The sequence below is a fragment of the Pradoshia eiseniae genome, from assembly GCF_002946355.1.
Classification (GTDB): Bacteria; Bacillota; Bacilli; order Bacillales; family Pradoshiaceae; genus Pradoshia; species Pradoshia eiseniae.
In genome coordinates, this window is sequence record NZ_PKOZ01000004.1 from 188,009 (window position 1) to 206,193 (window position 18,185).

Below are 18,185 nucleotides of genomic sequence, written 5' to 3' on the forward strand. Positions count from 1 at the left end.
CAAAGCCCCAGTTAACGGATAACCATTTCCATTAACTGAGGCTGTTTTTGTTGCAATACATCCTATTTAATAGAGAGGAGCTTCCTTTTCTTATACGGTCAGTTATCGTCCCATCCACTTCTTGGTCTACTGGGAGCAAAGTTCTGGCACTGGTTGTGGTATGGCAAAACAAGCTTGATCTTAGCAATAAAACCGCTAAGGGCAAAATATAATCAGAACATGACTATAAGCAGACAACAACCTCAATAGTTAAGCAATATTTTAATTTAATGTCTATTGGGTAAATAAAAACTGAAGCAAGGAGGGAAACAATATGATGAAATGGATCCTAATCGCTATTGGAATTTTTCTTCTTTATGTAATCCTAGAGGAAGCGATTACCCGCTACTTATACAAGCTCCAAGAAAGCATTACTCTCACATCGGATAATGCGGACACAAAGGAAGAGAGCCTCTAAACAAGCAGGCTCTCTTTTCATTATGCTATATGAATAGTTTTATTCTCTATCTTATATACTTTATCGGCCAGTTCCAGCACATCTTGATTATGGCTAATCAGAATGACGATTTTATCAGCTGCTTGACGCCTGATTGACCCAAGCACTGATTTTTCATTCAATGCATCCAGATTGCTCGTCGGTTCATCAAGAATAAGGATAGCGGAGTCCTTCAGAAACACTCTTGCCAAAGCAAGCCTCTGCAATTGACCACTAGACATATTGCCGGCATATTCCTCCATGAAGGTATCAAGCCCTTCAGGCAGACTTTCCACATACTCGGAAAGCCCCGCCTTAAAGCAAGCCTGTTTTAACTGTTCATCCGTATAACCATTTTGGTAGAGAGTCAGATTATTGCGCAGCGTATCAGTGAATACAATCGTTGATGCTGTTACAACCCCAATATTTTCCCGCAAGCTCTCATGGGTAAAGTTCACAGCTGGATGCTCATTTAGCAATACGCTCCCCTCTTTAGGAATCAGATTTTGCAGCAATAAGGAAATTAGTGTAGTTTTACCTGTTCCGTTCTCTCCCTTTATAGCTGTAATCTCTCCCTTATGAAAAGTAAGGTTTACGTTGCGATATAACTCCTGACCATTTTCATAGCCAAATTTCACATTATCAAAGCGGATGCTCTCAACCTTCGTTAGCTCCTTGTTTCCACTATAAATAATATCTGGCTGTTGATTGAGAAGGCGCAGTACCCGTTTAGCACTGGCAGATGTATGAACCAAACTAGCACTTAACTGTGAAAGAGCAAGGCTTGGTCCAAAAGAGGAGAACAGGACAAGCAATCCCAGCAGGACCATTCCTATATCTGCTTTGTTTCCCATAATGAGATAAGCTGATATGAATAACTGCGCAAAGACAGTGCTATAGATCATCATATCGCTCAAGGATTTTAAGAGTCCTTCATGCCTTTTCAAATTCTTCGTCGTATGATTGAGCTCATCGCTGTATGCATCAATGGAATTCAGGGTGTGATTTTTCTTGCCAAAGATGATGATTTCCTTGATACCTTTTAACGAATCCATCAAAAAACTGCTTAGCATACCATACTTCTTCCGATAAGCCTCTGCCGTTTTCTGTCCAAATCGATAGACGGCGAATGGAATGATATAGCCAATCATCCAATAACTTACTACCCCCATTAGCGCAAACAATGGGTGCAGGCTATATAATACAATTCCATAAATAATCATAGTCGTCACCCAAATGAACACGGGGGCTATCGTATGGGCATAGAAGACCTCGAGCAGTTCGACATCTTTGGTGACAATATTCATCAATTCACCCTTGCGAATCTCCTTTAACTGGTTCTCCGTCAATAAACGAAGCCTTTTAAACACCTTCTCGCGAATGATAGCAAGGAGTCGAAAAGCGATATAATGCGTACAATATTGCTCACTAAGCCGAAAGACCGCTCTTAACACACCCGCCGCAAGAATAACGAATATCAGAGTCGTTAGAGAGCCATATTCCCGTACACCGGCTATTTGCAGGACCCCCATCCCTCCTGCAAAGCTAATGGCCGTAATCGCCAAATACCCTAATGACCCCAACGTTATCGTTAGAAGCATTAAAGGCTGCAATGGTTTAAGAATACTGACTAGCTGCCTAATATCTTTGAATGTTAATTTCTCCATAATCTCTACGCCCCCAAAACATCACGAAGTGTATTTAATGAACACTGTTCATCCCATATTCCAGCATAGGATCCGCCTTTTTGCAGGAGCGCTTGATGCGTGCCTTGTTCAGCAATTACGCCATTCTCCATTACAAGGATTGAATCTGCTAGGACAAGGTTTTGAAGATGATGAGTGATGACAATTACCGTCTTTCCGCGTTCTTTAAGCGAAGCGATGGTCTCCATGATTTCTCTCTCACTTTGAGAGTCCATATTGGCTGTAGCCTCGTCAAAGATCATCACTTCAGGATCTTTGAGAAGCATGCGAGCCACCGCAAGCTTTTGCCTTTGGCCGCTTGAGAGGTTAGCTCCCTCACTGAGGACCCGCATGTCTAATTTCCCTTGAAATTCTGGCAGCCTGACAAAGGCTAGCAGTTCATCCGCCTCTTTCTCCGTCAACGAATCCTTGGCTATCTGTAGATTGGATAGGATCGTTCCTTCAAAAATATGCGATTGGCTGGCAACACTGCCAATATGCTGATGCACTTCATCTGTTGAAAGGTCCTGAAGATTCATAGATCCAAGGAAGATAGCTCCCTCATCCGGCTCAATGAAACGCTGCAGTAAATGACTAAGGGTCGATTTCCCTGCACCGGATACACCGGTAATCCCGGTCAAATGACCTTTTTTAAAGGTAAGCAGCTCTGCCTTGATTGAGCTTGATGACTGGGGATACGTGTAAGAGAGCTCCTGGATCATTAAGTTTCCTTCTATGTCCATGCTCTTCTTTTCCTTTTCTTGATTGATTGGCAGATTGAGGAGATGCTGTAATTCTTCCATCGCACTTACTCCATTCAAGCCGACATGGAAGTATGAACCGAGCAAACGCATCGGCAGGAAAAACTCCACAGCAAGCAAAGCGAAGCAAATAAAGCCGAGGAAGGATATATTCTCATTTTGATAACTGATTACAGACATTGCAATCCCGATTGCCGTACCGCCATAGGCGATTAAATCCATAATGGTAATCGACTGCAATTGCATTGTCAGTACGCGCATCGTCATTTTGCGGAAATCCTCCGATTCCCTATCCATGATTTTTTGATATTCCGTATCAGTATCAAACATTTTTAATATATGCAGACCTTGCACACCTTCAACGAACCGCTTGCCAACATTTAAATACTTATTCCAATAAGTGCGGAACACTCTCTTTCCAATCTTTACCCCAGCAACAATGGCAACAGGGATAAGGAAGGAACTTATCATCAATACTAAAGCGATTTTCCAGCTTATCGCCGATAAAATAACGAATAAAAGGATTGGAGCTAGAATGCTATAGACAAATTGGGGCAAATAGCGGCTGTAGTACACCTCAATATTCTCAATTCCTTCGACACTCAGCTGACTGATCTTGCTAATCTCCAGCTTTGTTACCTGAGCCGGCTTCAGGGACAGTACTTTTTTGAACAAATCCCTGCGAATCGCATATTTCAATTGATGAGATGTATAGTGGGTCAAGTAGGTCGACACATAATGGCAGACCGCCTTTACGACCAATAATGAAGCGATAAAGCCTACATAGCCACCTGTGATTGTCCATTCCTCCGCAAACATCAAATCACTTAGAACACTCGCAATTAGAAAAGCGAGCATAATATTTACGCAAAGATTAATGACTTGCAGAATTGTAATCCACATGACAATTTGTATGACATTATATTTTTTTGCAAACTGAAGCATTTCCTTTTGAATCATGAATTCACCATTTCCTTTTTATGATCAACCGTCGGCATACGGCAGATAACGATGAACTTCACAATCGCCAAGATACCTAAGAATATCCGCACATGAGTATTAGCAATCAAAAGACCGCTGACGATCAGCACAGAATATACTGTAATCAACAATTCAGCCTTCTTCCTAAAGCTTAACCCGCCTGCCTCCATAAAAGGGACTGCATATCGTTTATAGACACGTGTGCTCTTGAGCCAACGTTCATACCTCTCTGAGCTCTTCGCAAAGAGCCAGCCCGCAAGAAGAATAAAAGGCGTTGTCGGCAGTATAGGCAGGACAACACCAATCAAAGCAAGCCCTGTAAATATCCAGCCTAAAAAGATGAACACTCTTTTTTTCATTGATTTCAACTCTCTCCTAAATAATATGAATCAGTACGAGCCAAACGATGGCTGCTCCGACCAGACTTAAGTGAACAGCTACTTTCCCACTTTTCTTATAAAAATAGGGACTGATGCCTGCCATCAGCAGAAGGAGGGCATAAAGCAAATAGCCTATGTTCGTGAAACTTTTCACAATAATATCCAAAAGGAAGCTTGCTATCGTCAGTAAACCGAAAAATTGATGGAGCTTTTTGCTCCGCTCCGTCCGTTTAGCAAAATAAATAAGCCCACACACAATCGCGAGCATGAGACCTATTTTATGGATCATCATTAATACCATATGTCACTCACCTTACAAAGTAAATAATCACTATAACAAGATTATTGATAATGATTCTCAATGTCAATATTTAAATTGAAAATACAATAATTGTCATCTATCACAGGAACCACAATGATGCATCTAAATATTAGGATTCTTTCATTAAAAGCTTGCATCCCTGATTACTATTTCTATTAGAAAAAGACTGGCCCTTCTAGTTATGACGTGCTATAAACAGAATTAAGGAAATATCCCGATCTTACCTAGTGATTAGAACCAATATTAATATAATCAAACCTAAACGCTTTTCTTTATCTTCTTATTGCCGGCTGCTCCTATATTCCATAGAGCTCAACTAAAAAAAGCATTAATCGTCATGGATCAATGCTCTTAATGGTCATAAAATTAGTTGTGTCTTAATATTAAAGGAAGCTATTCATCAGTCCTTTAATACGACCTCATGGCAATTCTCTAACCTTTTTCTTAATGAATCTGAAGTTTGGGCAGCCGGATATGCACATACTGAGATGATGCATTTGTCTTTAGTAATCTGGTCAACCTCCCTCTCGTATTTCTCTATATCTCGTTCAATGTCTTTATCATCTCTCCATTCAATATGTCCCCAAGTTCTAAATGAAACGTTATTTTCTATAAATGGTTGGATGTAATGAAGGAAATGCGATGAAACGGTTTGTGGATGGAAGGTCTCATTTGAAAAATAAAAGTTGAAATTATTTATATAATGTACCTTATCAAGTTGGTTCCTGCTCAACTCGTTCTGTAATCTTTTATTGATCGTTAGTATATTTCTATCATTTTCAACCAGTAAAACATGGTCCCCGTCGTTTATGCGGGTCAATATGAAGGAAAACAAGTTTTCCAGGTATCCGCCGCGATTATTGTAAATATAGCAGATATGCTTACAATCACCTTTGTTTAATCCCTTAATCACTTTGATGATTTTAGTATCCATACATTCATTCCCCTTTAACTGCTTTCTTTTGAATGGCACTGTGCTTTGGCCATTACAGGGGTTCATCACATCCCTGTAATAGTGCGTACAGCGCTTTGAGGTATGCAATAAGAGGTTACAGGTTAAATTTAGAATATATCTAATTTGCTATATTCCTAATTTGAAATGCTCTGTTACTATAGCCTAATCCCATCCTTCCCTGAATCTTCACCCTCAATTAACAACTATTTTTTGCTTATTAAATCACTAATAAGTCAGCTAGCTTTACACTATAAGTACAGTCTTATTAGTCCTTCCGCGGAAACTGTGCTGCATTTCCCATATATAATCGAATTACATTTATTTCCCCTAAAAATCAGTATGATAATCTTTAATTGTCATATTAGCTACTATCCAAATAAAAAAGCCATGGATCCCCCTTAAGGATTCCATGGCTTTTTAGATTACTTTACTTCATGTGGACCATTTCTTTTTCTAAATTTACTTGTTTCATATAATGAAGGACCTTACCCACTGCAGCCACTCCCTGATCAATGCAATCCGGCATTCCGACTCCCTTATGGGAGGCTCCAGCCAAATATACACCAGGAAGCTCTTCCGCCATTGAGCTTTCAATCCTTCTTAAGGTAGAGGTATGCCCAACCCTGTATTGTGGCATTGCCTCTCTCCAGCGGCTGACAACATAAAACTGCGGCTCCCCGGTAATTTTCATGATTTGTTTCAAATCGCGGAGAACAATCTGAACGATTTCTTCATCAGAAAGATCGACAATTCCCTCATCACCTGGCCTTCCAACATAGCAGCGCAAAAGGGCCTTTCCCTTTGGCGCAGAATGCGCCCACTTTTTATGAGTCCATGTGCAAGCCGTGATCCGGCAAGGACTGTTGCGAGAGACGACAAAGCCCGTCCCGTTAATATCCTGCTTAACTGCATGCTCATCAAAGGCAAGCGACACAGTCGCAACCGATGTAGACGGCATTTTCTTAAATGGCTCAAAAATTGAATAATCCGGGAACAAACGTGGAATAGCCTGATGGGGTGTCGTTACGATTATCGCAGCCGCCTGCATAAACTCCCCATCACTTAGTTCAATCATGTAGCCTTTTTCTTTCTTCGTTACACTTTCAACTGAGAGATTCTTACGCACCATCTCAGAAGGAAGCTTAGCTTCAATGGCATCAATAAGTGATTGCAGCCCTTTTTCAAATGTACGGAACATTCCTATACGGTGATCAGCCTTACTTGTCTGCGGAGCGGCTTTCCTAGCACGATTCTTCTTCGTGCCAAGAATGAGACTCCGATGCTTTTGCTCTGTTTCGAGCATATCAGGGAATGTGGACAAGATGCTTAATTGATCAAGGTCCCCAGCGTATATGCCTGACATGAGCGGCTCAACGAGGTTTTCTACAACCTCATCACCAAGCCTCCTCCTTAAGAAAGGTCCAAGCGGCTGGTCCCCAGTTTCCTTAGAGCGCGGGAGGACAAGGTCCATCGCGGCTCTCGCCTTCCCAAACGGAGTGAATAGACGGCTTTTAATGAAGGGACTAATTTCAGTCGGGATACCCATTACCGCACCGCCTGGAATCGGCAGCAGCTGATCATCAATCAAGATATAGGATTGGCCGGTTGAATTCGGAACAATCGCCTCTTGCATCCCTACATCTTTAGCGAGCTGTGACATGCTCTTTTTGCGGGCCAAGAAGGAATCTGGACCCCGTTCGATCACAAAGCCATCGCGTACAACTGTCTGCATCTTTCCGCCCAGACGGTCAGAGCTTTCAATCAGAACAACCTGATAGGGCAATTGTTCTTCTTCTATTTTCCTTTGCAGATAAAAGGCTGCCGCCAACCCCGTCAGTCCTCCGCCAATGATGGCTATATGTTGATTGTTTGAGTCCACGTATTATCCACTTCTCTTTCTCAATGATTACTTGCGTCCCATCAATTCAGTGATAGCATCCACCATTGCGTTAATGAATAATGGATCGGTATTTGGCATGGCTGGACGATAGTATGAAGCGCCAACCTCATCTGTTACGACCTTACACTCATAGTCATTATCATATAAAACTTCCAAATGCTCAGCCACAAAACCTACTGGCGTATATACAAACGCTTTATAGCCTTTTTCTTCATGCAAATCCCTCGTTAAGTCCTGAACATCAGGTCCAAGCCATGGCTCTGGTGTTTGACCAGCACTCTGCCAGCCAACCGCATAATTCTCCACTCCTGCTCCCTCTGCAATCAATTTAGCGGTCTCAGCCAATTGGTCGGCATATGGATCACCCATGCTGATAATCTTTTCAGGCAAGCTGTGTGCAGATACAATTAGCGCGGCATTCGCTCTTTCCTGTTCAGGCATTTGCGCATAGGTTTCTTTTACCTTCTCTACCCAGTACTGAACAAACTTAGGCTGTGTATACCAGCTTTCAACAGAGGAAATCCTCATGCCATACTTATCAGCTTCATCTTTCGCGCGTCCGTTGTATGACTTAATGCTGAATGTGGAGTAATGAGGCGCAAGCACGATGCTGACCGCTTCGGTAATCCCATCGTCATGCATTTTCTTAACGGTATCCTCTATGAATGGCTCTATATGCTTCAGACCGATATAAGCAACAAATTCAACCTCATCCTGCGCTTCATTCAATGCTTTCTCAAGTGCCGCAGCTTGCTCTTCCGTAGTCTTGGCTAATGGTGAAAGCCCGCCAATCGCTTCGTATCTTGACCTCAGATCTTCAAGGCTTTCTTCTGACGGCTTTCTCCCATGACGAATATGAGTGTAGTAACGTTCAATATCTTCTTCTTTATAAGGTGTTCCATAGGCCATTACCAACAGGCCGATTTGTTTGCGTGCAGACATGATTCTAGTCTCCTTTATGTTTATTTCATTCTTGCAGAATACTCATGAATGAAAGCGGTAAGTCTCTTCAATACTTCTGGGTCCACGCTCGGGAATACCCCATGACCGAGATTAAAGATATGGCCTGGGTGCATAATTCCTTGATCAATGATTTCCTTAGTCTTCTTCTCAATTACTTCCCACGGCGCTTTCAAAAGGGCTGGATCCAGATTGCCTTGGACAACCTTATTGACCCCAAGCTCCCTGGCCTCTGTGATGGAAAGACGCCAGTCAAGACCCACCACATTAAGCGGAAGGGAATTCCATTCAAGCGCCAGATGTGTTGCTCCAACACCAAACATGATCAACGGAACATTCTCTTCCCTCAATTCCGTGAATATTCTTGTCATGATTGGCTTAATATAATATTGATAATCCTGGACATTCAAAGCGCCTACCCAAGAATCAAAAATTTGGATAGCTCTCGCTCCAGCTTTGATTTGAGCTTTCACGTAAACGATAATCATGTCACCAAGCTTGTCCATTAATGTAAACCATGCTTTCGGATCGCCGTACATAAGCGCCTTGGTCTTCGTGTAATTCTTGGAGGGTCCTCCTTCGACCATATAGCTGGCAATCGTGAACGGGGCTCCAGAAAATCCGATTAACGGAACGTTCAATTGTTCTTCTGTCAGCAGCTTAATTGTGTCTAGTATATAGGGAATATGCTCCTCTGGGTTCAGTTCCCCAAGCCGCTCCACGTCCTGGAGTGTTCTGACAGGGTTTGAAATAACCGGGCCAATGCCTGACTTAATGTCAACCTGAACACCTATTCCAGGAAGCGGGGTCATGATATCCTTATAGAGAATAGCCGCATCCACACCATATTGTTCAACCGGAAGCCTTGTTACATAGGCCGCCAATTCAGGCTGGTGGGTAATCTCAAATAAGGAATATTTCTCTTTTATTTTTCTGTATTCAGGCTGCGAGCGTCCTGCTTGCCTCATATACCAAACCGGGGTGTGATCAACCTTTTCATTCCGGGCGGCTTTGAGGAAGGTATCATTGAATTTTTTCGTCAAATTTCTTCCACCTTTCACAATCTTCGTTCTATTTTAAATAATCGTTCGCAAATTGTTAGATTTAGGCATCAACAACAACTATATCCTCTCTATCTGTTGTTGTATATGATTCCTGCCTAACTGTCATTAAATAGACGCATTTATTCTATCTGTCATTCATTCTCACAGTTTAGTGGATTATTTAACGAGGTAAAATACCCGAAACAAGCCAGTGAGATCAACTATTATTCTCAATTGCGATTCCATTATACTAAAATATTTTAACAGGGGGCAAACGATGAACTTCTATATTACGACAGGAACTTTGTCATTTTTGAAAATCATTCAAACAAAACATCAAGAAGCCCAAATCATCTTATTGAATAACCCCAGTACCTCCATGCTTCTCCATGAAGGAAGCGGGAAGAGCTTTTTTCAGTCCCCGCGTTCATTTGAGGTGATTGATCAATCTGGGCAGCTTGAGCAAGAAGGCTTTTTTGCCTTGCACCATATCCCGGTTTCCCCAGAAGACCGGCCAGCCTTCGAGTTCGATTTAAAGGCAGCTACAAAATCCATTCATCAGCAGCCAGGCATTAAAGCCTTCCGCTTGCTGCGTCCCACCTCTTCCGATTCCTATATTGTCCTGACGAACTGGGCAAAGGAACAGGATTATGCGCGATTTGACCAGAATACGGTTCTCACAAACAAAAAGCTCGAAAGCTTATTTAATACCCAGGTTCTCTTTACCGGAAAGCCCTACACAGCAAAATTTCACGCCTATAAAGAAAAAGAATGATCAAAAAGAAGCTCCGCTATTTTGGGGCTCTTTTTTATACCTGAATTTCTGTTTTTGCTATAGTAACTTCATAGAGATTCAACGAATAAGTTTTTACAGACTAGAATCTACTAATTTGTTTGAATATGGTAAAATCTGTGAATAAGGTAGTAAGATGCACGTTAAGGGAGGAAGGAAAATGGAAGAAGACCTAAATAGAAAGCTCGAAAAGTATTATGAGGAAATGGTTTCCATCCGCCATCACCTCCATATGAACCCCGAGCTTTCCTTCCAGGAAAGGGAAACGGTACGGTTTATTCAAACGTATTATAGAAACTTAAATATCCCTGTCCGCACAGGAGTTGGAGGTGGCGGAATTGTTGCTACAATTGAAGGTAAGCAGCCTGGCCGAACGGTTGCCCTGCGCGCTGACTTTGATGCCTTGCCCATCCAGGATCAAAAGCAGGTTCCTTACCGTTCCAATGTAAAGGGCGTAATGCATGCCTGCGGACATGACGGGCATACCGCCCTCCTGCTTGTGTTAGCGAAAGCCTTAAAAGAGATGGAAAATGAGCTAATAGGCAATTATGTATTCATTCACCAGCATGCCGAGGAACTAGCCCCAGGCGGTGCCAAGCCCATGATTGAGGATGGTTGTCTCGAAGGAGTGGATGCCATTTTCGGCACACATTTATGGGCCCCATACCCAACAGGAGAAATCTATTGCAGCCCAGGTCCCATCACTGCGGCAGCCGACAGATTTCAAATCACCATCAAGGGCAAAGGCGGGCATGGCGCAGAGCCTCATACAACTAAAGATGCCCTTGTCGTTGGCACGGAAATTGTATCTCTTTTACAGCTGATCACTAGCAGAAAAATCAACCCGATGGATTCCGCAGTCGTCTCTGTTGGACAATTCAAGGCAGGAAATGCTTTCAACATCATCCCTAGCGAAGCCTATCTTGAGGGCACAGTGCGAACTTTTTCGACAGAACTTCAAGATTTCATTATCGAGGAGATGGAGCGCATCGTTAAAGGTGCCTCCACGGTTCATGATTGCGATTATGAATTCCGTTATTTCAAGGGGTACCCACCTACGATTAATCATGAAAAGGAAGCAGATTATATCCTTAGCAAAGCAGAGGATGTTGTCGGGTTCCAGCATGTCCACCCATTGAACCCGCTCATGATTGGAGAGGACTTTTCTCATTACCTAGAAGCTGTGCGCGGCGCATTCTTCCTCACAGGAGCTGCACCAGCAAACACCGATTGTCCTTTTCCTCACCACCACCCTATGTTTGACTTTAACGAAGAAGCCATGCTCATAGCTGCCAAAACACTTGGATATGCTGCAATTGGCTTTCAGGAATGGCGATATTTCTAAGCATAAATACAAGAAGGAGGGGCTTTTAATGAGCCCCTCCTTCTTGCATAACTCTGATTCTGAATGCATTCTTAGCTGTTTCTCCAAGCTGGTCGAGAAGCTGTCGGTTTGCGTATGCCCCCACCGCGGCTCCGAATCCTGGAATCAACTGGAACATCTTGACCAAATCAATTGTATCCCGGTACTCCTGCTGAAAACTATTCCAATCAATTTCCGAAAATCTCTCCTTACTCTGCTCCCAATTCAAGATTACAGGGAGGAGCTCCTTCCTTTTTTCCGGCGATGAAAAAGCCAGCTGGAAAACCAATAGGATAAAAACCCGCTCACTCAAGTCTTTTGGATTATAGCCGTAAATCCTGCTTAAAGCATATAAATAATTTACCTTGATGGACAGAAGAAGAGGAAAGTCCGCCATGGCAATGAATCCTCCGCCAAAGCCTGTTCCCGCACCTTCGACCACAGCCGTCTTTCGGTAAGCTGTGAATGTTCCTTCAGCAGCCTCATCCATTTCTGCAAGCGTATGATAGCTTTGCTGCGCCTTCGGTACATAGGAAGAGCCATTAAGCACCCCCTCAACCATTGTTTTGATGGAATAACTGAAGGCTTGATTAATTTTCTTCGGCATTTTCGCGCTGATGAAGTTCTGTGCGTTTTTGGATATTCGCTCCATCTTGCCTGGTTTGGCGAACAGCTTTTTCTTCCAAATAGCAATCTCCCGGTTCACTCTTTGCTCATAGGAATCAGCCATGCACATTCCCCCTTTTTAAGCCTCCATTTTATGACTCGCATAAGAACGGAAAAAGACGATAACCACCAATCCTAACAGCAGTGATACTCCAGCCGATTGGAGGCTCCCTCCAATTAATATGCCAAAAGCAAAGAAAAAGCACTGAATGACCAAGAGGACAGTCAATAAATCCATAACAGCCTTTTTCCGGTAGGAAGAATCGTATGGATATAGTTCAAGCGTCATTTTCTGATCATGGTGATGCCAGATTGGCAGCAATTGCAGACCTGTCATATAAAGAAACAGCAAGGACACAAAGATAGATCCCCAGCCTAGGTCCGCAAAGGCAACCACCAAGAAGGCAATCACTGATAAGCGCACATATAAGCCGAAATAATCATTTGCCCGGACAAATGTACGTGCATATAAGTAACTGAACGGATTCTTTGTTTTGCCTGACAGCAAGCGAACAATACCTGATAACCACTTGCGTTCCGTTATCTTTTCCCGCAGCTTCGGCACATCCGTAAATAAATTCGCAACCCGGTAAAAGGCTGCCATCCTTCCATTTTCAAGCTCAATTAATCTCTCCCATTGCAAAACCGCATTTCGTGAGGATTTTACATAGTAGAGACATAGCCCAGCCAATAAGGCAAAAGCAAACAAAATGAAAAGCAAATTCGCTCCACCTACGATTAAGTACACCAAAACCGCATTGAGGGCCAATCGTACAAGCGTATCGACAAATGGCGCATATGGCTCCCTGTCATACAAAACAAACCAGCGGCCCGCCAGATTCATGGCCTTCAAGACAAGCAGCACAATGAGCAGACCAAGGAATGAAAGCGCTTCTTCCCCCATTACCTGGCTATACATTGGCGTCAATATAGCCTGAACAATAAGTAATACATACAGCTGCATCACCAAACTAAACACATAGGATTTCTTCACATAGGCGCCAAGTCTTGTCTCAATCGGCAGCAAAAAAACGATATCCGGTTCCCGGAAAAACGTCGTGAGCGGACTGATCGTCACCACAAGCCCAAGAATGATTGCCATAATGAACGATGCAGGGAAATCAGGTGTGAGAGTCTTAACCCACTCACTGTAATAATACCCCGCTCCGCCAATCAAGATAATCATCACGAATACTAGATGGCCGTTAAATATGTATTTCAAATATTTCCCGGTTTCCTTTAGATAGTGATTAAAACGGTCTCTCCATAATGACTCAATCTTCATGGCGATCTTCCTTTGTCAGCTGCAAATAAATATCATCCAAGGAAGCGCCCGGCATTTGGAATTGGCTTCGAAGCTCTTCTAAGTTCCCTTTCGCTCTTACTTCTCCCTCATGAAGAATGACAAATGAATCACAATATTTCTCAGCAGTCGCCAAAATATGGGTCGACATCAAGATGCCAGCTCCCTGCTCCTTCATATCCCGCATCATATCAAGCAAGGACTGAATCGCAATCGGATCAAGGCCAACAAACGGCTCATCCACGATATAGAGCGAAGGCTCAGCTAAGAAGGCACACATAATCATAACCTTCTGCTTCATCCCTTTTGAAAAATGGGCCGGGAACCATTTCAGCCTTTTCTCCATCCGGTATTCCTTCAATAATTTGGTCGACCGCTCTTGGAATGTCTTCTCATCAAGTCCATAGGCCATCGCCGTCAGCCTCAAATGCTCCTCAAGCGTCAGCTCTTCATATAAAATCGGCATCTCCGGTATGAAGGAAAATTGTTTTCGATAAGCCTCCATATCCTCAGAAAACTTCTTATTATTTATCTTGATATCACCTTTACGAGCGTTCATTAACCCAATGATATGCTTAATGATGGTTGACTTACCCGCCCCGTTCAGTCCAATCAGTGCGACTAGTTCATTCGGCTTAACCTCAAAGCTCACATCCTTCAGGACAGGCGTTCTCGTATAGCCTCCCGTAACATGATTAATTTCAAGCAAGGACATCGGTCATTCTCCTTTTCTTTATCTTTGCTATCATTGTAACAAATCTCCCCGCCATACGGAAAAGTCATCCCCTAAAAAAGAAAGGTGAATTAACCCCTTTTTAAATTATTTTTTGTATCAACTGTATATAATCCATCAAAGCGGGCAATCTATTATCAGAGAGGAACGACATACACTTAACCAGTAAGCGGGGGTGTTTGTTCGCGATAATGTAGGCTTTACCCTAAGGTAGATCAGTCATAACTTCTAAAAAATGAGGTGTTTGCCAAAGGCCATATTACCTGAAATTGGACCTATCCAAGTTATAAGGGGATGGTAGCGTTGGAAACAAAGCATTAAGGTATAAAAAGTGCTTCACTCATAGCGATGTGGAGTACCTGGTACCAAGAAGCGTCTGTTAAAACCAGTTAAGGCATAAGCTTCCTCTCTGAAGGGGCGCAGCATCATGCTGCGTCCTCTTTATTTTTCTCACATGCATCATGTTCTTTTTTCCATTAATTAATTGTGCTACACTAAAAAAAATATGAAAGAAAGGGTGTAAAGCCATGTCAGATTGCATTTTCTGCAAAATCATTAACGGTGATATTCCTTCCTCCAAAGTTTATGAGGATGAACACGTACTCGCCTTTTTAGATATCAGCCAAGTAACAAAAGGTCATACCCTGGTCATTCCTAAAATACATAAAGAAAATGTGTACGAGCTAACACCAGAAATTGCTGCCCATGTATTTGAGGCCGTTCCAAAAATTGCTCGTGCCATCAAACAAGAATTCAACCCAATCGGCATGAACGTATTAAACAATAATGGCGAACACGCCGGGCAATCCGTATTCCATTTCCACATCCACCTCTTGCCACGCTATGGCGAAGGAGACGGCTTTGGCGCCGTATGGAAAACACATACGAGCGAATACACACCAGAAGATCTAACAAAGATTGCCGGTGCTATTGGTCAGCATATAAGTTAATTTAATGGTCAGGAAGCCTCCTTTGTTTCGGGAGGCTTTTTTTATACTAATCATGCGAGGGGATTACGATGGATTACTGGCTTTTCATATCCCTTTGCATAGGGGGGAAGGGGACTTTACCTGTCGATACCGTCTTTCTCCCTATTCACACACAAAGTATGGGCAAAGAGCGGGGATTGCCTGGCTTTCCCCACCTTTTGTCCACCTTTTCCCCACCCTTCATACCCTTTGCATGGGCATAGGCTGGGCATTCCCTGGCTTCTCCCGCCTTTCGTCCACCCTTTCCCCACCCTTCATACACTAAGCATGGGCAAAGGCTGGGCATTGCCTGGCTTTCCCCACCTTTTGTCCACCCTTTCCCCACCCTTCATACCCTTAGCATGGCCATAGGCTGGGCATTCCCGATTAAGTCCATATAATTATGTAAATAAAAAGAGTCATTTTATTCACTCTTGGAAACAATGTTTTTTGACCAAAAAACACATCGAAAAGAGGAATAAAGATGACTCACTTACAATTTAACCTGGATATCGAACTTCTAAAAGCAAATATCATGAATTCTGTCCCACGAAAGTGTTCGGAATGCATGTATAGAATATGATCTATATAAAACTTCGCCTATTATAACCGTTCCCCTAAACACCCAGAATTCACAATTAAAAGCTTATTATCGCAAGGTCCACCCTAAATCGACTAAATTATCAGAATTCAATTTTACTTTTTCATCGTTCTTAAGTAAAATTGTCGTATTCACTAGCACGAGAAAGGAGAGCTTTGGAATGGTTAGAGCTTACAATTTTAATGCAGGACCTGCCGCTTTACCCGAGGAAGTATTACTAAAAGCGCAGAAGGAGTTTCTTGATTTTGAGGGAAGTCATATGTCTGTCATGGAGCTGAGCCATCGCAGCAAGGAGTACAGCAGAGTGCATGATAGAGCAAGTGCACTGCTGCGAGAGTTGATGGAAATCCCCGAGGATTATGAAGTTTTATTTTTGCAAGGAGGCGCTTCCCTTCAATTTTCCATGGTGCCGATGAATTTGCTTGATAAGAATTTAGGAGCGAGTTATATCCTTACAGGCTCATGGTCAGAGAAGGCGCTAAAGGAAGCCAAAAAGGTTGGGCCGGTCGAGGTAGCCGCTTCAACGAAGGAATCCGGCTATCATGCTATTCCTGCCCTCGCTGATATCCAGTGGAAACAGGAGACGTCTTATGTACATTTAACAAGCAATAATACAATTTATGGCACTCAGTGGAAGGAGTTCCCGCAAACTGGGCATATTCCGCTTATCACTGATATGTCGAGTGATATATTGAGCAAGAAGATTGATGTATCCCGCTTCGGCCTCATTTATGCTGGGGCTCAAAAGAACCTTGGACCGTCTGGGGTGACAGTCGTCATCATACGCAAGGATTTAATCAAGCATGATGACAGTTTGCCTACCATGCTTTCCTATGATACCCACGTGAATTCCCGTTCCTTATACAATACACCGCCTACCTTTGCAATCTACCTCTTATCGTTAGTGCTTGAGTGGACAAAGGATCATGGTGGCGTAAGCCAAATAGAGAAGCTTAATAAAGAAAAATCAGCACTTATCTACAATGCGATTGATGAAAGCAGCGGATTTTACACCGGTCATGCTGATCGAGACAGCCGATCAGATATGAACATCACTTTTACACTGCCTTCAAGCGAATTGACAAAACAATTTCTGCAGGAAGCAGCTAATGAGGGTTTTATCGGGCTTAGCGGCCATCGTTCGGTCGGGGGCTGCAGAGCTTCCATCTATAATGCCGTCCCACTCGAACATTGCTTGACATTGGCGGAATTCATGAAAAATTTTCAAAAAACAAACAGTTAGGCTATATTCTTCCTGCATTTGATGTTATAATCTGAATAAGCTTTTTGCGGCTGGCATAGAGAGCACAGCCGAAGAAGCGAATAGACAGTTGAGCTTAGAAGAGGAGAGATAAAATGAATACAAAATCATTGGTAACCCTGTCGTTGCTAGTCGGAATCGGTGCAGTCTTACACACGGTTGTACCTGGATTTGCCTTTGGAATGAAGCCGGATCTAATGCTTCTGATGATGTTTCTCGGCATCTTTTTACTGCCAGACTTGAAGAATGCACTCTTAATAGGTGCGGTCACAGGAATCATTTCCGGATTAACCACCACATTCCCAGGAGGACAAATACCGAATATCATCGATAAGATTTTGACAGCGCTAATTATTTACGCAATCTATGCATTGGTCAAGAAATTTGTTAAACCAGCAGTTGCTAGCCTATTTTTAACCTTAATCGGCACCCTGCTTTCTGGGACAATTTTCTTAACATCAGCTTATCTTCTTGTCGGTCTGCCAGGTCCATTTTTGACCTTAGCTGCTGGCGCCATCCTACCTGCACTCGTCATAAACACCGTGATGATGGTCATCATTTACCCGATTGCAGCGAATATCCTAAGAAGGACCAATGTAGCAATTACCTCATAAATAATTACAAGAGGATAACCCAGTCGTTATCCTCTTTTTGATTTCATTATATTATCCATAACACTATAAGAAGGAAAAATGCCCCTAAAAACGCTCCTCCGCTAATTTGTAATCTCTTCATCACAATTCTCTTTGATGGATATACTCCTCCCTGACCAAGCACATAAACCGAATGAAGCATTACGCCAAAAGAACCACTAGCCAGGATGAGCAATAAGACTGGCGCCAACATAATAGTAACCCCTCCATCCTTGTTTTTTCAATATTATGCATGGCTTGTTCGCGATATGAAGGGGCAAGTTTGAGGCATTTTAGATGATTTACATTAAAAACATGAATTTTTAGATAGAAATAGTTTCTGAAAATAACATTTCACGTTTAAAATGATATAAAAAAAGGAAATGTTTAATATAAGGGCTAT

The 18,185-nt window shown here is 42.6% G+C and carries 17 protein-coding genes; 6 read left to right on the forward strand and 11 right to left on the reverse strand.

Going from position 1 to position 18,185, the window contains the following annotated elements:
- Positions 1 to 313 precede the first annotated feature (313 nt).
- The gene (locus tag CYL18_RS19260; protein WP_161497112.1) at positions 314 to 457 is read left to right on the forward strand and encodes a hypothetical protein; all 144 of its coding nucleotides are present in this window, start codon (positions 314 to 316) and stop codon (positions 455 to 457) included.
- A 20-nt stretch (positions 458 to 477) separates the two neighbouring features.
- On the opposite strand, the gene CYL18_RS09515 is transcribed toward CYL18_RS19260, so the two are convergent.
- The 8 genes from CYL18_RS09515 to hemE form a co-directional block, all read right to left on the reverse strand.
- On the reverse strand, positions 478 to 2,142 hold the full coding sequence (locus CYL18_RS09515; protein ID WP_104849264.1) for an amino acid ABC transporter ATP-binding/permease protein: 1,665 nt from the start codon (positions 2,140 to 2,142) through the stop codon (positions 478 to 480).
- Between the two features lie 5 nt (positions 2,143 to 2,147).
- Positions 2,148 to 3,881: an ABC transporter ATP-binding protein/permease gene (locus CYL18_RS09520; protein WP_104849265.1), complete on the reverse strand. Its 1,734-nt coding sequence runs from the start codon at positions 3,879 to 3,881 to the stop codon at positions 2,148 to 2,150.
- A complete protein-coding gene (locus CYL18_RS09525; protein ID WP_104849266.1) occupies positions 3,878 to 4,261 on the reverse strand; it encodes a YbaN family protein in 384 nt (127 codons plus the stop codon). Before CYL18_RS09525 ends, CYL18_RS09520 begins: the two co-directional genes overlap by 4 nt.
- 16 nt (positions 4,262 to 4,277) lie before the next feature.
- Positions 4,278 to 4,583: a hypothetical protein gene (locus CYL18_RS09530; RefSeq protein ID WP_104849267.1), complete on the reverse strand. Its 306-nt coding sequence runs from the start codon at positions 4,581 to 4,583 to the stop codon at positions 4,278 to 4,280.
- A gap of 421 nt (positions 4,584 to 5,004) precedes the next feature.
- Positions 5,005 to 5,538: an MEDS domain-containing protein gene (locus CYL18_RS09535; RefSeq protein WP_161497113.1), complete on the reverse strand. Its 534-nt coding sequence runs from the start codon at positions 5,536 to 5,538 to the stop codon at positions 5,005 to 5,007.
- 448 nt (positions 5,539 to 5,986) lie between these two features.
- A complete protein-coding gene (hemY, locus tag CYL18_RS09540; protein ID WP_104849269.1) occupies positions 5,987 to 7,438 on the reverse strand; it encodes a protoporphyrinogen oxidase in 1,452 nt (483 codons plus the stop codon).
- Between the two features lie 27 nt (positions 7,439 to 7,465).
- Positions 7,466 to 8,401, reverse strand: coding sequence for a ferrochelatase (hemH, locus tag CYL18_RS09545; protein WP_104849270.1), 936 nt, complete (start codon positions 8,399 to 8,401; stop codon positions 7,466 to 7,468).
- A gap of 20 nt (positions 8,402 to 8,421) precedes the next feature.
- Positions 8,422 to 9,462 carry a uroporphyrinogen decarboxylase gene (gene hemE / locus CYL18_RS09550; protein ID WP_104849271.1) on the reverse strand — a complete coding sequence of 347 codons (1,041 nt, stop codon included), beginning with the start codon at positions 9,460 to 9,462 and terminating at the stop codon, positions 8,422 to 8,424.
- 277 nt (positions 9,463 to 9,739) lie between these two features.
- Between hemE and CYL18_RS09555 the strand changes: the two genes are divergently transcribed.
- The gene (locus CYL18_RS09555) at positions 9,740 to 10,237 is read left to right on the forward strand and encodes an antibiotic biosynthesis monooxygenase family protein (protein ID WP_104849272.1); all 498 of its coding nucleotides are present in this window, start codon (positions 9,740 to 9,742) and stop codon (positions 10,235 to 10,237) included.
- Positions 10,238 to 10,415: 178 nt separating this feature from the next.
- Entirely contained in the window at positions 10,416 to 11,600 is a 1,185-nt protein-coding gene (locus CYL18_RS09560; RefSeq protein WP_104849273.1) for an amidohydrolase, read from the forward strand.
- Between the two features lie 25 nt (positions 11,601 to 11,625).
- Here CYL18_RS09560 and CYL18_RS09565 read toward each other — a convergent pair whose 3' ends face one another.
- From CYL18_RS09565 to CYL18_RS09575, 3 genes are read right to left on the reverse strand one after another with little or no spacing between them, the layout of a single operon-like run.
- Complete coding sequence (locus CYL18_RS09565; RefSeq protein WP_104849274.1) at positions 11,626 to 12,348, reverse strand: EcsC family protein; 723 nt, start codon at positions 12,346 to 12,348, stop codon at positions 11,626 to 11,628.
- A 15-nt stretch (positions 12,349 to 12,363) separates the two neighbouring features.
- Entirely contained in the window at positions 12,364 to 13,569 is a 1,206-nt protein-coding gene (locus CYL18_RS09570; RefSeq protein ID WP_104849275.1) for an ABC transporter permease, read from the reverse strand.
- Positions 13,559 to 14,302: an ABC transporter ATP-binding protein gene (locus CYL18_RS09575; RefSeq protein WP_104849276.1), complete on the reverse strand. Its 744-nt coding sequence runs from the start codon at positions 14,300 to 14,302 to the stop codon at positions 13,559 to 13,561. Before CYL18_RS09575 ends, CYL18_RS09570 begins: the two co-directional genes overlap by 11 nt.
- Before the next feature lie 545 nt (positions 14,303 to 14,847).
- Between CYL18_RS09575 and CYL18_RS09580 the strand changes: the two genes are divergently transcribed.
- The 3 genes from CYL18_RS09580 (at position 14,848) to CYL18_RS09595 (ending at position 17,764) form a co-directional block, all read left to right on the forward strand.
- Complete coding sequence (locus CYL18_RS09580) at positions 14,848 to 15,270, forward strand: HIT family protein (protein WP_104849277.1); 423 nt, start codon at positions 14,848 to 14,850, stop codon at positions 15,268 to 15,270.
- Between the two features lie 779 nt (positions 15,271 to 16,049).
- Positions 16,050 to 17,132: a 3-phosphoserine/phosphohydroxythreonine transaminase gene (serC, locus tag CYL18_RS09590; RefSeq protein ID WP_104849279.1), complete on the forward strand. Its 1,083-nt coding sequence runs from the start codon at positions 16,050 to 16,052 to the stop codon at positions 17,130 to 17,132.
- Positions 17,133 to 17,245: 113 nt separating this feature from the next.
- Positions 17,246 to 17,764 (forward strand): tryptophan transporter, encoded by a 519-nt coding sequence (locus CYL18_RS09595; RefSeq protein WP_104849280.1) that lies wholly within the window; start codon positions 17,246 to 17,248, stop codon positions 17,762 to 17,764.
- Positions 17,765 to 18,185 lie beyond the last annotated feature (421 nt).

Bases quoted from the DNA above. Each gene is read 5' to 3' on its own strand.
- CYL18_RS09535 (WP_161497113.1), bottom strand. From the start codon at position 5,538: ATGGATACTAAAATCATCAAAGTGATTAAGGGATTAAACAAAGGTGAT.
- CYL18_RS09525 (WP_104849266.1), bottom strand. From the start codon at position 4,261: ATGAAAAAAAGAGTGTTCATCTTTTTAGGCTGGATATTTACAGGGCTT.
- CYL18_RS19260 (WP_161497112.1), top strand. From the start codon at position 314: ATGATGAAATGGATCCTAATCGCTATTGGAATTTTTCTTCTTTATGTA.
- CYL18_RS09565 (WP_104849274.1), bottom strand. From the start codon at position 12,348: ATGGCTGATTCCTATGAGCAAAGAGTGAACCGGGAGATTGCTATTTGG.
- CYL18_RS09575 (WP_104849276.1), bottom strand. From the start codon at position 14,302: ATGTCCTTGCTTGAAATTAATCATGTTACGGGAGGCTATACGAGAACG.
- CYL18_RS09580 (WP_104849277.1), top strand. From the start codon at position 14,848: ATGTCAGATTGCATTTTCTGCAAAATCATTAACGGTGATATTCCTTCC.
- CYL18_RS09530 (WP_104849267.1), bottom strand. From the start codon at position 4,583: ATGGTATTAATGATGATCCATAAAATAGGTCTCATGCTCGCGATTGTG.
- CYL18_RS09555 (WP_104849272.1), top strand. From the start codon at position 9,740: ATGAACTTCTATATTACGACAGGAACTTTGTCATTTTTGAAAATCATT.
- serC (WP_104849279.1), top strand. From the start codon at position 16,050: ATGGTTAGAGCTTACAATTTTAATGCAGGACCTGCCGCTTTACCCGAG.
- CYL18_RS09595 (WP_104849280.1), top strand. From the start codon at position 17,246: ATGAATACAAAATCATTGGTAACCCTGTCGTTGCTAGTCGGAATCGGT.
- CYL18_RS09560 (WP_104849273.1), top strand. From the start codon at position 10,416: ATGGAAGAAGACCTAAATAGAAAGCTCGAAAAGTATTATGAGGAAATG.
- CYL18_RS09520 (WP_104849265.1), bottom strand. From the start codon at position 3,881: ATGATTCAAAAGGAAATGCTTCAGTTTGCAAAAAAATATAATGTCATA.
- CYL18_RS09570 (WP_104849275.1), bottom strand. From the start codon at position 13,569: ATGAAGATTGAGTCATTATGGAGAGACCGTTTTAATCACTATCTAAAG.
- CYL18_RS09515 (WP_104849264.1), bottom strand. From the start codon at position 2,142: ATGGAGAAATTAACATTCAAAGATATTAGGCAGCTAGTCAGTATTCTT.
- hemH (WP_104849270.1), bottom strand. From the start codon at position 8,401: ATGTCTGCACGCAAACAAATCGGCCTGTTGGTAATGGCCTATGGAACA.